We start from the raw sequence: 13,435 nt of genomic DNA, 5'->3' as shown, positions 1-13,435 counted from the left end.
TGGTCGAGGAGCGACGAAGGAGCGTCTCGACCACCGGCACCGACGCCGTCAGGCGTTCGCCCGCACGAGCGGGCTCAGGTGCTCGGCGCGCTCGCGCGCTTCGGGCAGCCCCGCGACGGCGAGCCAGTTGCCGAGCATCCGGTAGCCGCCCTCGGTGAGCACCGACTCGGGGTGGAACTGCACGCCGAAGATCGGCGCGGACTCGTGGCGCAGGCCCATGATCACGCCCCCGCTCGTGCGACTCGTCACGACGAGCGACGACGGCACCGTGGCATCCACCACCGCCAGCGAGTGGTATCTGGTCGCCGTGAACGGCTGGGGCACACCGTCGTAGAACGCGCTGCCGTCGTGTTCGATGCGCGAGGTCTTGCCGTGCATGAGTTCTTCGGCATTGGTGACGACCGCGCCGAACGCCTCGGCGATGGCCTGATGACCGAGGCAGACGCCGAGGATCGGCTGGCGGCTCGCGAGCGCGGCCTCGACGACGGGGATGGAGATGCCCGCGTCGGCGGGCTTGCCGGGGCCCGGTGAGATGAGCACGGCATCGTACTGCGCGATCCGCTCGGCGACCTCGTCGAGCGGGATGTCGTCGTTGCGCACGACCTCGGTCTCGGCGCCGAGTTCGCGCAGGTAGCCGTTGAGTGTGTAGACGAAGCTGTCGTAATTGTCGATGACGAGGATGCGGGTCATTCTTCCACCGTGACGTTGATCGGATTGAGCTGCGCGTCGACCCACGGGAACACCCAGGTGAAGAGCGCGAAGACGGCTGCTGCGACGAGCACGAGCAGCAGGATGATGCGGATCCACACCGGGCCGGGGAGGATGCGCCAGAGTGCGCCGTACATCTCAGTCGCCCCATTCTGCGACGACCGAGGCGATCTCGGCCGGCGGGTTCGCGGCCCCAGGCTGCCACGACTCGAGCACCCCGTACGCGATGATGCGCTCGTCGGTCGAGTAGAGCGGGTTGCAGCTCGTGAGCGTGATGATGCGGTCGGTCGGCTGGAGTTCGGGGTGGTGGGGAACCGGTGAGAGGACCCCGCTCGTCGCCGGGGTCACGTACTCGAAGTCGCGGAAGCGGTACGTGTACCAGCCGTCCTTCGTCTGGATGTAGATGGCGTCGCCGAGCTGGAGCTGCTCGATCTCGTGCATCCCGCCCCCGTAGGCGCTGCGATGCGCAGCGATCGCGAAGTTGCCGACCTCGCCGGGCATCTGGGTGCCTGGGTAATGGCCGACGCCGAGGTCGAAGCTGTTGAGCACGTCGAGGCCGTAGCCCTCGGCGATATTGCGCGCCGAGTCGTGCGTGCCCTCACTGTCGAAGCGCGGGACGTACATGACGGCGAAGGGCTCGGCATTCGCGTACCCGGTGGTGTCGACGACCGGCTCGCCGACGTCTTCGGGCGCGGGCGGCGGGGTGTCGCCGCGCGCCGCGCGATCCTGCTCGGCCCACTGATCGCTGAGCTCTGAAGCGGCCTGCGACTGCTGCCCGGCCATGATCGCGTCGTTCCACCACAACTGCCAGCCGAGGAACAGCAGGATCAGCACCCCCGCGGTCAGCAGCAGTTCGCCGAGGACGCCGACGACGCTCACTCGAGGCTTGGGGCGCGCTGTCGACCGCTCGGCGCGGCGTGCGCGCCGGCCGTCGGGCACCGACTCGGACATAGGGGCGATTCTATTCGTCCGAACGGACTTCTCGCTGTGAGTGCACGGCGGCCTCGGCTAGAATCACGGGCATGGCACGTACGAAATCATCGAAGCCGACGCGCGCTGAAGTCGCAGCGAGCGGCGAGGAGGCACCGAACCCGGTGTGGTTCAAGCCCGTCATGTTCGGCTTCATGCTGCTCGGACTCGCGTGGATCCTGGTGTTCTACATCAGTCAGGGCCGATTCCCGATCGCCGACCTCGGCTCGTGGAACATCCTGATCGGCTTCGGCATCGCCTTCGTCGGCTTCCTCATGACCACCCGCTGGCGCTGACGCCGGCTCTCGACACGCGAAAGGGCGGATGCTTCGGCATCCGCCCTTTTCGCATGGCAGTTCGAGTTTCCCACAGGCTTCTCCACAGTTCTCCACAGTTGTGCACAAGTGCAAATCCGCGTGATCACTGGGATCTCGGGAATGACACCGATGTAACTCTCAACAGCTGTGGAAAGGGGTGTGGATAAGTGGCGCCGGGGCCCGAGTGCCTCGGCGAACCGTCAGAAGACCGGGAAGAAGAAGTACCGCAGGCTGAGGACGAGGAGCACGGCGACCACGCCGACGAGGAGCCAGACCTGCAGCGCCTGCTGCGAGCGTTTGCGCGTCTCGACGAAGACGAGACCGACCAGAGCGCCCGTCACGAGTCCGCCGAGATGCGCCTGCCAGGCGACGTTGAAGCCCGGCACGAAGCCGATCACCAGGTTGATGCCGAGCAGCACGAACAACTGGGTGGTCTGTCCGCCGAGCCTGCGCTGGATCACGAGGAACGCGCCCATCAGACCGAAGATGGCACCCGACGCGCCGACCACGCCGACCCGGGGATCGGAGAGCCAGAGCACGCCGATCGAACCGCCGAGGCCCGAGATCAGATACAGGGCGAGGAACCGCCAGCGGCCCAGCAGGCCCTCCAACAACTGCCCGAAGATCCACAGCGTGTACATGTTGAGCAGCACGTGGAAGATGAGCCCGGTGGAGTGCACGAACACCGAGGTGATCATGCGCCATGGCTCGAGGTTGCCGGGGATCGAGTAGACGCCGGCATAGAGCAGGCGGTCGGTGATCGCGAGCCCGGGGATCAACTGCAGGACGAACACCGCGAGCGTGATGCCGATCAGGGAATACGTCACGACCGGCGCCCCGCGCCCCGCCGCCGAGCGCACGCGCGTGAGCACGGCGGGCTTGGTGCGGGGCGCGCTCGCTCGCTGCTCGCGCATGCACTCGGGGCAGACGACGCCGACGGCGGCCTGCGTCATGCACTCGGGGCAGATGGTGCGCCCGCAGCGCTGGCACAGCACGAAGCTCTGCCGATCGGGATGCCGATAGCAGAAGTCCGAGCGATCAGGCCCCGAGTCGTTCACCCGCGGGTCAGACCTGCTCGACGGTGATGCTCTCGATGACGATGTCCTCGAGCGGCTTGTCGCGACCGTCGGTCGCCACGGCGGCGAGCTTGTCGACGACCGCCTGGCTCGCGGCATCCGTCACCTTGCCGAAGATGGAGTGCTTGCCCTGCAACCACGTCGTGGGACCGACGGTGATGAAGAACTGCGAGCCGTTGGTGCCGCGACCCATCTGGATGCCGGCGTTGGCCATGGCGAGCACGTAGGGCTCGGTGAAGTCGAGCTCGGGGTTGATCTCGTCGTCGAACTGGTAGCCCGGGCCGCCGACGCCCTGGCCGAGCGGGTCGCCGCCCTGGATCATGAAGCCGGGGATGATGCGGTGGAAGATGACGCCGTCGTACAGCGGGTCGGTGGTCTTCTGGCCGGTGGCGGGGTGGGTCCACTCGATCTCGCCCGTGGCGAGGCCGACGAAGTTCTTGACCGTCTTCGGTGCGTGGTCGCCGTAGAGGTCGACCTTGATGGGGCCGTGGTTGGTGTTGAGCGTCGCGACTGCGGTGTGAATCGGCATCCTCATATTCTGTCATGCGCGGATTCGCGGGGCGGCATGCCGGAATGAGACTCTCACCTCGCTTCCAGCCCGTTCGGTGGCAAGATGGAGGAGTTCGCTGCACAACGATGGAGGTCGAGATGAGCCTGTCACGCAAGCGCCGGAAGGAACTCAAGCGGCTGCAGAGCAGCGCTGAGGACCTCTGGGGGGACCAGCAACACGTGCTCGAGCACGCGAATGCCGTGGCACGCGAGGCCAGCCGTCAGCTGGGTCACCTCACGCGAGAAGAGGTCGTGCCGCGAGTGCGCACGGGCTACGAGAGCTACGTGCGGCCGGGCGTCGAGCAGGCCGGGCGATTCGCGAAGGCGGCTGGTGACAACGTCGAGCGGGGTCTGGGCAACGCGCTCGGCTCGATCCTGTCGATTGGCGACATCGCCAACGACGCACGCGTGCGCCGCGCGGTCCAGCGCATCTCGCCGCGCGCAGTCGCCGTGGTCGAGAAGAAGAAGGGTCGCGGCGTCGGCACCTACCTCGCGATCGGTGCCGGCGTCATCGCCGTCGCCGGCGTCGCCTACGCGGTCTGGCAGACCTTCCGCGCCGACGACGAGCTGTGGGTCGCCGACGACGAGCCCGAAAGCACCTCGGCCGTCTGAACGACCGACTCCACGGAACGGCCCCGCACACTGCGGGGCCGTTCCGTTCTTCCGCCCCGAAATGCCGTCCCATCTCCGGGCGGACACTGATTTCTCACGAATCTGAAGAAATGCCTTGCGGTCGGTGTGAATCCCCCGCTAGTGTCAATGACTGGTGCGAAACGCGCCTGAGCCCAAGAGAGGAGTCGATCCCGATGATGAAGCACATCTTCACCCCAGCATTCACTGCTGGTCGCACGGCGATCCTCCTCGCCGCTCCGGCCTGCTAGTTCTCCGCCCCGGCGACGCGTCTTTCGTGCGCGAACGCCAACCGGCCCTCGTGGCATGAGCAGCGACTCTTCCGTGGCAGCCACCGTCGCCTGATCGACCAGGCGTATGGTCCACGGCCCGCTGCCGCGCACGGCCCGCGGCTCCGCCGCGCTCCCCGGATGCCGGCTCGCGATGATCGCAACCCCGCTCCGATTCTCATCACCTCAGACGACGCCCTCGGCCGCCCGGCCGACCGGCGCCCCGCACCGACCGGTGCACCCAACCACACTCAACGAAGGACACGACGTGAACACCAGTTCTCTCGCCCTCGGTCAGTCCACCACCGGACAGACCACCGCCATGCGTGCCCAGGCACGCCGACTCAACGAACGGATCGCCCTGCGCGCCGGCCTCGCGCTCATCGCGTGGAGCCGTCGACAGAGCGAACGCGTCTCGCACGAGGCCGTGATGCTGCGTCAGCAGAACACGGCGCTCGCGCACCGGGTCCGTGCCGGCGATCTCCAGCGGATCGCCCTCCTCGGCCCGAACCTCTGAGTCGTGATCGCATGAACGCCCTCACGACCAGCCCAGCACCGGACGGCGTCGCCGCCTTCGCGGCGGCGCCGTTCGCGCATCCTGCATGGCACTCGGCTTCGGCGCGGATGCTTCGGCCGACGGTCGCAGCACTCACGCGGGAGCCGGGCACCGTGCCGGGGCGCTCCGGCAGGCGGGTGGAGCGGCGAGTCACGCGCTCGGCGGCACTCCGTCGGCCGGCTCCGCCGCGTTCAGGCGCAGCGCGATGTCGAGCAGGCTCACGCGGTGCAGACCCGCGACCTCGCCGAGCGGTACCCAGCGCGCCTCATCGCTCGAACCGTCGACCTCGTTGCGCAGCTCTCCCCCGATGATGCTCGCACGGTAGATCACCCGCATCGCGTAGAGCGGGTCGGCACTCGTGCGGCGCTTCGCCGCCGGGATCACCATCGTGTCGATGCCGAGCAGGCGATCGACGGATGCCTCGTAGCCGGTCTCCTCCGCGATCTCACGCCGTGCCGCCCGAACCGGGTGCTCACTGCCCTCGATGCCGCCGCCGGGCAGTGTCCAGCCGGAGCGGCCGTGCTCGTTCCAGTGCGCGAGCAGGATGTGTTCATCACGGATGATCACGCCATACGCGGCGATGCGGATGTCCATCCCGTCACCCTACCCGCGCGGGCGGGGTGAGCGGGCCGGAGCGTCGAGTGCGGCTCAGCCCTCGCGCATCGAGTCGCGCTGCACGGCGTCGAACTGCGAGCCGCTGATCGTCGGGTCGCCGCCGAGCCCCTGAGCCTTCGCAACCTCGTCGTTGGGGTTGAACTGCGACACCTCGCCGCGATCGTCGACGTATTCGTGGTAGGTGCTGCGTCGGGCGTTCTCGCGCTCGGCGAAGCCGCCTCCGCGTGCGATGAGGTAGACGAGCAGTGTGAGGAACGGCACGAAGATGAGGAAGAGCAGCCAGATCGCCTTCGCCCAGCCCGCCAGCTTCGGATCGCGGAAGAGATCGGCGATGACCGAGAAGAGCGCCACGAGATAGGCGACGAAGACGAAAATGCCGAACAGGCCGCTGAAGACATCCCAGAAGCTCGTGTCGAATGCCATGGCCGTACTCCCTCGAGACGATTCCGCGGCAGGTCTGCCGGGTTGATCCCACAGTATCGGAATGTGGCGACGGGCCCGGCCGTATTCTGTGGAGCCTAGGAGATTCGAACTCCTGACATCCTGCTTGCAAAGCAGGCGCTCTACCAACTGAGCTAAGGCCCCGGGCGGATGCGAGGCATCCGATGTGTTGTGGAATTTTCAGAGTGGGGATACGAGGACTTGAACCTCGGACCTCTTCGTTATCAGCGAAGCGCTCTAACCGCCTGAGCTATATCCCCGAATTTCGGCCGAAGGACAGACTACCTGAGAGTTCAGGATTATCCGAATCGAACCGATTCCCGTCGGTCAGTTGTTCGTGAACCCGACCAGGATGCCGCCGGTGATCTTCACGCTGAGGTTGTAGAGCACCGCCACGATCGCGCCGAGCGCGGTCGTCACGACGAGATTGAGCAGCGCTGCGACGACCGCGAAGCCCATGACGTTGCCGAGCGACAGGATCGACGACAGATCGCCGCCGGTGCCGGCCACGTCCTTCACGAGCTCGTTGAGCTTCGCGAACACGTCGGTCGAGTTGAGCACCGTCCAGACGAGGAACGTCGCCACGATCGATACGACCGCGAGGCAGACGGCCACGAGGAACGACAGCTTCACCGCCGACCAGAAGTCGACGTAGACGAGCCGCAGGCGCACCTGCTTGGCCGGGGCACGCTTGCTCGACTTGCGGGCCAGCTTCTCGGCGACGCTACTCATTGACGGTTACTCCCTCTCCGGCGGGTTCGGCCGATTCGGACTCGGCGGCCTCCTCCACGAGATTCCGTTCGGAATTCTTCGCGATGGCGATGATTCGATCGTCCACCGCGAACTTCGCGAAGACGACGCCCATCGTATCCCTGCCCTTGGCAGGAACCTCGGCGACATCGGAGCGTACCACCTTGCCGCTGGCAAGAACCACCAGTACCTCGTCGTCGGTTCCGACGATGAGGGCGCCCGCGAGATCACCGCGATCCTCGTTGAGTTTCGCCACCTTGATGCCGAGGCCCCCGCGGTTCTGAAGGCGATACTGGTCGACCGCGGTGCGCTTCGCGTAGCCGCCCTCGGTGACGACGAACACGTACTGCGCACCGTCGACGTCGGCCGAATCATCCGGCGCATTCTCAGCGATCTCACCGGCCGCACCCGAACCCGGCACGACCGAAGCCTCGAGCAGTGCGTCGCCGTCGCGGAAACTCATGCCCTTCACACCCGAGGTGGAGCGGCCCATCGGGCGCAGCGCCTCATCGGTCGCCTCGAAGCGGAGCGACATGCCCTTCTTCGAGACGAGCAGGATCTCGTCGTGCTGGTCGACGAGCATCGCCGAGACGAGTTCGTCGCCCTCTCGGAGCTTGATCGCGATGACCCCGCGCGAGCGGTTCGTGTCGTACTCCTCGAGCGCGGTCTTCTTCACGAGACCGTCGTGCGTCGCGAGCACGAGGAACTTCGCCACCCCGTAGTCGCGGATGTCGAGGATCTCGGCGATCTCCTCGTCGGGCTGCATCTCGAGCAGATTCGCGACGTGCTGGCCCTTCGCATCGCGGCCGGCCTCCTGGATCTCGTACGCCTTCGCCCGGTAGACACGGCCCATGTTCGTGAAGAACAGCAGCCAGTGGTGCGTCGTGGTGACGAAGAAGTGCTCGACCACGTCGTCGGCGCGCAGCTGCGCGCCCTTCACACCCTTGCCGCCGCGGTGCTGCGAGCGGTAGTTGTCGCTGCGCGTGCGCTTCACGTAGCCGCCGCGAGTGACCGTGACGACCATCTCTTCTTCAGGGATGAGGTCTTCGACCGACATGTCGCCGTCGAAGCCGGGCATGATGTGCGTGCGCCGCTCGTCGCCGTACTTGTCGACGATCTCGGCGAGCTCATCCGAGACGATCGTGCGCTGGCGCTCGGGCCGGGCGAGGATGTCCTTGAAGTCGGTGATCTCGGCCTCGAGCGCCTCCGCCTCGTCCATGATCTTCTGACGCTCGAGCGCTGCCAGCCGGCGCAGCTGCATCCCGAGGATCGCATCGGACTGCAGATCGTCGATGTCGAGCAGGTCCTTCAGGCCCGCGCGCGCGTCGTCGACCGTCGCCGAGGCGCGGATGAGCGCGATGACCTCGTCGAGCGCGTCGAGCGCCTTGAGGTAGCCGCGCAGGATGTGCATGCGCGCCTCGGCCTCGCGCAGCAGGTACTGCGTGCGGCGCACGATGACGTCGATCTGGTGGTCGACCCAGTGCGCGATGAAGCCGTCGATCGAGAGCGTGCGGGGCACGCCGTCGACGATCGCGAGCATGTTCGCGCCGAAGTTCTCTTGAAGCTGCGTGTGCTTGTAGAGGTTGTTCAGCACGACCTTCGCGACCGCGTCGCGCTTCAGCACGATCACGAGGCGCTGGCCGGTGCGGCCCGAGGTCTCGTCGCGGATGTCGGCGATGCCGCCGATCTTGCCGTCCTTCACGAGGTCGGCGATCTTGATCGCGAGATTGTCGGGGTTCACCTGGTACGGCAGTTCGGTGACGACGAGGCAGGTGCGGCCCTGCAGTTCTTCGACGCTCACGACCGCGCGCATCGTGATCGAGCCGCGGCCCGTGCGGTATGCGTCGGTGATGCCCTTCACACCGAGGATCTGCGCCCCGGTCGGGAAGTCCGGCCCCTTGATGCGCTGCAGCAGCGCCTCCTGCAGCTCTTCGCGGGATGCCTCGGGGTGCTCGAGGTACCACTGGGCACCCGAGGCGACCTCGCGGAGGTTGTGCGGCGGGATGTTGGTCGCCATGCCGACCGCGATGCCGACCGAGCCGTTGACGAGGAGGTTCGGGAACCGGGCCGGCAGGATCGACGGCTCCTGCGTACGGCCGTCGTAGTTGTCCTGGAAGTCGACGGTCTCTTTGTCGATGTCGCGCACCATCTCGAGCGCGAGCGGAGCCATCTTGGTCTCGGTGTACCGGGGAGCGGCGGCGCCGTCGTTGCCGGGCGATCCGAAGTTGCCCTGGCCGAGCGCGAGCGGGTAGCGGAGGCTCCACGGCTGCACGAGGCGCACGAGCGCATCGTAGATCGCGGTGTCGCCGTGCGGGTGGAACTGGCCCATGACGTCGCCGACCACGCGCGCGCACTTCGAGAACGCCTTGTCGGGGCGGTAGCCGCCGTCGTACATGGCGTAGATGACGCGGCGGTGCACGGGCTTCAGACCGTCGCGCACCTCGGGCAGCGCGCGCCCGACGATGACGCTCATCGCGTAGTCGAGGTACGAGCGCTGCATCTCGAGCTGCAGGTCGACCTGGTCGATCCGGCCGTGGACGCCGGGGCCGCTCTCGTCGAGGCCGTCCGTGCCGTCGCCGCCGGGGTTGATCACATCAGATGTCAAGGAAACGCACGTCCTTCGCGTTCTTCTGGATGAAGTTGCGGCGGCTCTCGACGTCTTCGCCCATCAGGGTCGAGAAGATCTCGTCGGCGGCTGCCGCATCGTCCATGGTGACCTGCAGCAGCGTGCGGGTCTCGGGGTTCATCGTGGTCTCCCACAACTCCTGGTGGTTCATCTCACCGAGGCCCTTGTAGCGCTGCACGCCGTTGTCCTTCGGGATGCGCTTGCCGGCCGCGAGGCCGGCGGTGAGCAGCGCGTCGCGCTCCTTGTCGGAGTACACGTACTCGTGGTCGGCGTTCGTCCACTTCAGACGGTAGAGCGGCGGCTGCGCGAGGTACACGTAGCCCAGCTCGATGAGCGGACGCATGTAGCGGAACAGCAGCGTGAGCAGCAGCGTCGTGATGTGCTGGCCGTCGACGTCGGCGTCGGCCATGAGCACGATCTTGTGGTACCTGGCCTTCTCGGTGTTGAAGTCCTCGCCGATGCCGGCGCCGAACGCCGTGATCATCGCCTGCACCTCGGCATTGCCGAGTGCGCGGTCGAGACGTGCCTTCTCGACGTTCAAGATCTTTCCGCGCAGCGGCAGGATCGCCTGCGTCTCGGGGTTTCGGCCCTGCACGGCCGAACCCCCGGCCGAGTCGCCCTCGACGATGAAGATCTCGGAGAGCGACGGGTCCTTCGAGGAGCAGTCTTTCAGCTTGCCGGGCATGCCGCCCGACTCGAGCAGGCCCTTGCGACGGGTCGCTTCTCGCGCCTTGCGCGCGGCGATGCGGGCGGTCGCGGCCTGGATCGCCTTGCGGATGATCTCGCGGGCCTGGGTCGGGTTGCGCTCGAACCAGTCGCCGAGCTGGTCGGCCGTCACCTTCTGCACGAACGACTTCGCCTCGGTGTTGCCGAGCTTGGTCTTCGTCTGACCCTCGAACTGCGGCTCGCTGAGCTTCACCGAGATGACCGCGGTGAGCCCCTCGCGGACGTCGTCGCCCGAGAGGTTGTCGTCCTTCTCCTTCAGGATGCTCTTGTCGCGGGCGTACTTGTTGACGAGGGTCGTGAGCGCCGCACGGAAACCCTCTTCGTGCGTGCCGCCTTCGTGCGTGTTGATCGTGTTCGCGTACGTGTGCACCGATTCGGTGTACGCGGTCGTCCACTGCATCGCGACCTCGAGCGCGATCTTGCGCTCGGTGTCTTCAGTTTCGAACGAGATGATCTCGTCGTTCACGACCTCGGACTTCTTCGCGCGGTTGATGTACTCGACGTAGTCGACGAGGCCGCGCTCGTAGTGGAAGGTGTCGGTGCGCGGGCCCTCGAGCGGCGCGTCCGTCACGTTCTCGACGTCGGCCGGATCAGCCGGATCGCTCGCGTGGCGGAGATCGGTCAGCGTGATGCGGAGCCCCTTGTTGAGGAACGCCATCTGCTGCAGTCGCGCCCTGAGGGTCTCGTAGTCGTACTCGACCGTCTCGAAGATGTCGGGGCTCGCCCAGAACGTCGTCGTGGTGCCGGTCTGGTCGCTCGCCTCGTCTTTCGACAGCGGAGCGAGCGGCACGCCGATCTCGTACGCCTGGCGCCAGACATGGCCCTCGCGGCGCACCTCGACCTCGAAGCGCGACGACAGCGCGTTGACGACGGAGGCGCCGACGCCGTGCAGGCCGCCCGAGACCGCGTACCCGCCGCCGCCGAACTTGCCGCCGGCATGCAGCACGGTGTGCACGACCTCGACCGTCGAGCGGCCCTCGGTCTTGTGGATGCCGACCGGGATGCCACGCCCGTCGTCGACGACGAGCACACCGCCGTCGGCGAGGATCGTCACATCGATCGAGGTCGCGTAGCCCGCGAGCGCCTCGTCGACGGAGTTGTCGACGATCTCGTAGACGAGGTGGTGGAGTCCTCGTGGCCCGGTCGAGCCGATGTACATGCCGGGCCGCTTGCGTACCGCTTCGAGGCCCTCGAGAACCTGGATCGCGTCTGCACCGTATTCGGGCGCGCCCTGGGCCTTCGTCGGTTCCGCTGTCATGGGTGAATCGGGCTCCAAACCGTCGTTCTGGCGACTCTCGATCCTATCAAACGGGCGGCGTCACGGGGCCGTGAAAGGCCGCTCTCGCGCAATGAATCGGGTTCAGTGACCGTTTTGGCCTTCTCAGCCGTAGGTATCGCGTGGACCGCGCCCTGGAACCGATCTGGGACCCTTTTTCCAGGTGGGGGCGTCTGGCCCCTGGAAGCGGATGGTCTCGACCCCGGCCCCCGGGTACCTCGTGATGATCTCGGTGACGAGTCGGGTGCGCATCAGTCTGAGCTGGGTCGCCCAGGCCGTCGACTCGCAGCGCACCTGGAGCACGCCGCCCTCGATCGCGATGGCCTCGGAGTGCCGAGCCGTGTCGTCGCCGACGATCTCGGCCCACGAGGCGAGCACGTCGTGCTGCAACAGCGGACCGGTCCACCCGAGCTGCGCACTCAGTCCGTCGAGCGTGGCGCCGAGGGCCTTCGGGTCGCGACCCGGGGTGAACGGCTGGTTCTCGGAGTCGTCGCGCGTGCGTACCCTCGACGTTCGCCCGGCCCGGAGCCGCGGCTCGCCGCCGAAGATCTCACGGAAGTGCCGGTAGACCCGCGACGCCTCGGATGCCTCAGCCATCGGCTTGGCCGCTTTCTCGTTCGGATGTCTCGTCGTCGTCGCCGGATTCGACGTCGCGGTCGTTCGCCTGCGTCGCTTCGACGATGCGACCCGACTCGATGTGCACGATACGCGCGACGAGGGGCGCCGGCACGTCTTCGAGGACGGCCGCCGTCACGAGCACCTGCTCGAAACCGGCGATCGCGCCCGCGAGTCGCTCGCGGCGAAGCCGGTCGAGTTCGGCGAAGACGTCGTCGAGGACGAGCACGGGGTCGCCTGTGCTCGAGTCGCGGCGGAGGAGTTCGGCCGAGGCGAGCCGCAGGGCGAGGGCGAACGACCACGACTCGCCGTGGCTGGCGTACCCCTTCGCGGGGAGGCCGTTGAGCAGGAGCAGCACGTCGTCGCGGTGCGGACCCGCAAGGGTGACCCCCCGCTCGAGCTCCCTGCCGCGCAGCGCGCCGAGTGCGGCGGCGAAGCGTTCGGCCGTCGTGGCTGGTTGAAGAGGCGACGAAGGCGCCGTCTCGAATTCCGTGACGTCGCCGTCGGCATCACCGCCGTCGATCGAGAGCACAGCCCGGAGCTCGGGACGGTGATCGGCGTCGACGATCGAGCGGTAGGCCGCCGCCACGGGATCCCCGAGTTCGGCGATGAGCGCGAGTCGCTGGTCGATGAGCTCGGAGCCGAGCGCGATCAGCCGCTCGTCCCAGATGTCGAGCGTCGTGAGCTTCTCGGCCGCGAGCCCGCGAGCACGGGCGCTCTTCAGCAGGGTGTTCCGCTGCTTCAGCACCCGCTCGTAGTCGGCCATCACGCCGCCGAGGCGAGGGGCTCGCTGCACGAGCAGTTCGTCGAGCATGCGGCGGCGGACCCCGGGTTCGCCGCGGACGATCGCGAGATCTTCGGGGGCGAACAGCACACTGTGCGCGTAGCGCGGCAGCTCGCGGGTCTTCACCGGCGACCGGTTCAGCTGCGCCCGATTCGCGCCCTGACGGTTCAGCTGCAGCTCGACGAGCAGTTCGCGGTCGCCGTGCGCCAGGAGGGCCCTGACGATCGCCGCGTCGGCCCCTGCCCTGATCAGCGCCTGGTCGCCCGAGACCCGGTGCGAGCCGAGGGTGGCGAGGTAGCCGATCGACTCGACGAGGTTGGTTTTGCCCTGGCCGTTTCGGCCGACGAGCACCGTCGCACCGGGGCCGAGCTCGAGCTCGGCGCGCTCGTAGTTGCGGTAGTCGGTGAGCGAGAGTCGGGCGACGTGCACGGGCACCGCTCCTCTCGTTCGACCACGCCTACGCTACCGTCGCGCGCTGACACCGCCCGTGGCATCCCACCTGCTCGCCCCTCGCCGCGCGCCTGCCCA

The 13,435-nt window shown here is 67.4% G+C and carries 15 protein-coding genes and 2 tRNA genes; 3 read left to right on the top strand and 14 right to left on the bottom strand.

Going from position 1 to position 13,435, the window contains the following annotated elements; genetic code table 11:
* Window positions 1-48: 48 nt before the first annotated feature.
* Genes H516_RS0107630 through H516_RS0107620 form a run of 3 tightly spaced genes read right to left on the bottom strand, consistent with a single transcriptional unit; the run spans window position 49 to window position 1,659 of the window.
* Window positions 49-690: an anthranilate synthase component II gene (locus H516_RS0107630; RefSeq protein ID WP_022889132.1), complete on the bottom strand. Its 642-nt coding sequence runs from the start codon at window positions 688-690 to the stop codon at window positions 49-51.
* Entirely contained in the window at window positions 687-845 is a 159-nt protein-coding gene (locus H516_RS22365) for a hypothetical protein (RefSeq protein ID WP_022889131.1), read from the bottom strand. Before H516_RS22365 ends, H516_RS0107630 begins: the two co-directional genes overlap by 4 nt.
* A 1-nt stretch (window position 846) precedes the next feature.
* Window positions 847-1,659, bottom strand: a complete 813-nt coding sequence (locus H516_RS0107620; RefSeq protein WP_022889130.1) for a class E sortase — start codon at window positions 1,657-1,659, stop codon at window positions 847-849.
* A gap of 71 nt (window positions 1,660-1,730) precedes the next feature.
* Between H516_RS0107620 and H516_RS0107615 the strand changes: the two genes are divergently transcribed.
* A complete protein-coding gene (locus H516_RS0107615; RefSeq protein WP_022889129.1) occupies window positions 1,731-1,973 on the top strand; it encodes a cell division protein CrgA in 243 nt (80 codons plus the stop codon).
* Between the two features lie 221 nt (window positions 1,974-2,194).
* Here the strand turns inward: H516_RS0107615 and H516_RS0107610 are convergent, their stop codons facing one another.
* Together H516_RS0107610 and H516_RS0107605 are read right to left on the bottom strand one after the other, a co-directional pair.
* Window positions 2,195-2,947 (bottom strand): rhomboid family intramembrane serine protease, encoded by a 753-nt coding sequence (locus tag H516_RS0107610; protein ID WP_245561749.1) that lies wholly within the window; start codon window positions 2,945-2,947, stop codon window positions 2,195-2,197.
* Between the two features lie 112 nt (window positions 2,948-3,059).
* Window positions 3,060-3,599: a peptidylprolyl isomerase gene (locus H516_RS0107605; protein WP_022889127.1), complete on the bottom strand. Its 540-nt coding sequence runs from the start codon at window positions 3,597-3,599 to the stop codon at window positions 3,060-3,062.
* Between the two features lie 119 nt (window positions 3,600-3,718).
* Between H516_RS0107605 and H516_RS0107600 the strand changes: the two genes are divergently transcribed.
* Both H516_RS0107600 and H516_RS22030 read left to right on the top strand, forming a co-directional pair.
* Window positions 3,719-4,231, top strand: coding sequence for a hypothetical protein (locus H516_RS0107600; protein WP_026378547.1), 513 nt, complete (start codon window positions 3,719-3,721; stop codon window positions 4,229-4,231).
* 555 nt (window positions 4,232-4,786) lie between these two features.
* Window positions 4,787-5,035, top strand: coding sequence for a hypothetical protein (locus H516_RS22030; protein ID WP_157432179.1), 249 nt, complete (start codon window positions 4,787-4,789; stop codon window positions 5,033-5,035).
* Window positions 5,036-5,224: 189 nt separating this feature from the next.
* On the opposite strand, the gene H516_RS0107590 is transcribed toward H516_RS22030, so the two are convergent.
* From H516_RS0107590 to recF, 9 genes are all read right to left on the bottom strand, one after another.
* On the bottom strand, window positions 5,225-5,668 hold the full coding sequence (locus H516_RS0107590; protein WP_022889124.1) for an NUDIX hydrolase: 444 nt from the start codon (window positions 5,666-5,668) through the stop codon (window positions 5,225-5,227).
* A gap of 54 nt (window positions 5,669-5,722) precedes the next feature.
* Window positions 5,723-6,112 carry a PLD nuclease N-terminal domain-containing protein gene (locus H516_RS0107585; protein ID WP_022889123.1) on the bottom strand — a complete coding sequence of 130 codons (390 nt, stop codon included), beginning with the start codon at window positions 6,110-6,112 and terminating at the stop codon, window positions 5,723-5,725.
* Between the two features lie 89 nt (window positions 6,113-6,201).
* A tRNA-Ala gene (locus tag H516_RS0107580) sits at window positions 6,202-6,274 on the bottom strand.
* A gap of 42 nt (window positions 6,275-6,316) precedes the next feature.
* Window positions 6,317-6,390, bottom strand: a tRNA-Ile gene (locus tag H516_RS0107575).
* Between the two features lie 67 nt (window positions 6,391-6,457).
* Window positions 6,458-6,862, bottom strand: coding sequence for a DUF3566 domain-containing protein (locus tag H516_RS0107570; RefSeq protein ID WP_022889122.1), 405 nt, complete (start codon window positions 6,860-6,862; stop codon window positions 6,458-6,460).
* Window positions 6,855-9,473 carry a DNA gyrase subunit A gene (gene gyrA / locus H516_RS19000; protein WP_022889121.1) on the bottom strand — a complete coding sequence of 873 codons (2,619 nt, stop codon included), beginning with the start codon at window positions 9,471-9,473 and terminating at the stop codon, window positions 6,855-6,857. Before gyrA ends, H516_RS0107570 begins: the two co-directional genes overlap by 8 nt.
* A gap of 1 nt (window position 9,474) precedes the next feature.
* Window positions 9,475-11,490: a DNA topoisomerase (ATP-hydrolyzing) subunit B gene (gyrB, locus tag H516_RS0107560; RefSeq protein ID WP_022889120.1), complete on the bottom strand. Its 2,016-nt coding sequence runs from the start codon at window positions 11,488-11,490 to the stop codon at window positions 9,475-9,477.
* A 123-nt stretch (window positions 11,491-11,613) separates the two neighbouring features.
* Complete coding sequence (locus H516_RS0107555) at window positions 11,614-12,105, bottom strand: DciA family protein (RefSeq protein ID WP_022889119.1); 492 nt, start codon at window positions 12,103-12,105, stop codon at window positions 11,614-11,616.
* Window positions 12,098-13,336: a DNA replication/repair protein RecF gene (gene recF / locus H516_RS18995; RefSeq protein ID WP_051138744.1), complete on the bottom strand. Its 1,239-nt coding sequence runs from the start codon at window positions 13,334-13,336 to the stop codon at window positions 12,098-12,100. The genes H516_RS0107555 and recF overlap by 8 nt, the downstream gene beginning before the upstream one ends.
* Between the last annotated feature and the right edge of the window lie 99 nt (window positions 13,337-13,435).

This window comes from Agromyces italicus DSM 16388 (assembly GCF_000421545.1).
GTDB lineage: Bacteria > Actinomycetota > Actinomycetes > Actinomycetales > Microbacteriaceae > Agromyces > Agromyces italicus.
The sequence above is the reverse complement of the archived record's forward strand: the minus strand, read 5'-3'. Positions and strand labels throughout refer to the sequence as shown.

Excerpts from the sequence above, each read along its gene's own strand:
- H516_RS0107630 (WP_022889132.1), bottom strand. The coding sequence starts at position 690 with ATGACCCGCATCCTCGTCATCGACAATTACGACAGCTTCGTCTACACA.
- H516_RS22365 (WP_022889131.1), bottom strand. The coding sequence starts at position 845 with ATGTACGGCGCACTCTGGCGCATCCTCCCCGGCCCGGTGTGGATCCGC.
- H516_RS0107620 (WP_022889130.1), bottom strand. The coding sequence starts at position 1,659 with ATGTCCGAGTCGGTGCCCGACGGCCGGCGCGCACGCCGCGCCGAGCGG.
- H516_RS0107615 (WP_022889129.1), top strand. The coding sequence starts at position 1,731 with ATGGCACGTACGAAATCATCGAAGCCGACGCGCGCTGAAGTCGCAGCG.
- H516_RS0107610 (WP_245561749.1), bottom strand. The coding sequence starts at position 2,947 with ATGACGCAGGCCGCCGTCGGCGTCGTCTGCCCCGAGTGCATGCGCGAG.
- H516_RS0107605 (WP_022889127.1), bottom strand. The coding sequence starts at position 3,599 with ATGCCGATTCACACCGCAGTCGCGACGCTCAACACCAACCACGGCCCC.
- H516_RS0107600 (WP_026378547.1), top strand. The coding sequence starts at position 3,719 with ATGAGCCTGTCACGCAAGCGCCGGAAGGAACTCAAGCGGCTGCAGAGC.
- H516_RS0107590 (WP_022889124.1), bottom strand. The coding sequence starts at position 5,668 with ATGGACATCCGCATCGCCGCGTATGGCGTGATCATCCGTGATGAACAC.
- H516_RS0107585 (WP_022889123.1), bottom strand. The coding sequence starts at position 6,112 with ATGGCATTCGACACGAGCTTCTGGGATGTCTTCAGCGGCCTGTTCGGC.
- H516_RS0107570 (WP_022889122.1), bottom strand. The coding sequence starts at position 6,862 with ATGAGTAGCGTCGCCGAGAAGCTGGCCCGCAAGTCGAGCAAGCGTGCC.
- gyrB (WP_022889120.1), bottom strand. The coding sequence starts at position 11,490 with ATGACAGCGGAACCGACGAAGGCCCAGGGCGCGCCCGAATACGGTGCA.
- H516_RS0107555 (WP_022889119.1), bottom strand. The coding sequence starts at position 12,105 with ATGGCTGAGGCATCCGAGGCGTCGCGGGTCTACCGGCACTTCCGTGAG.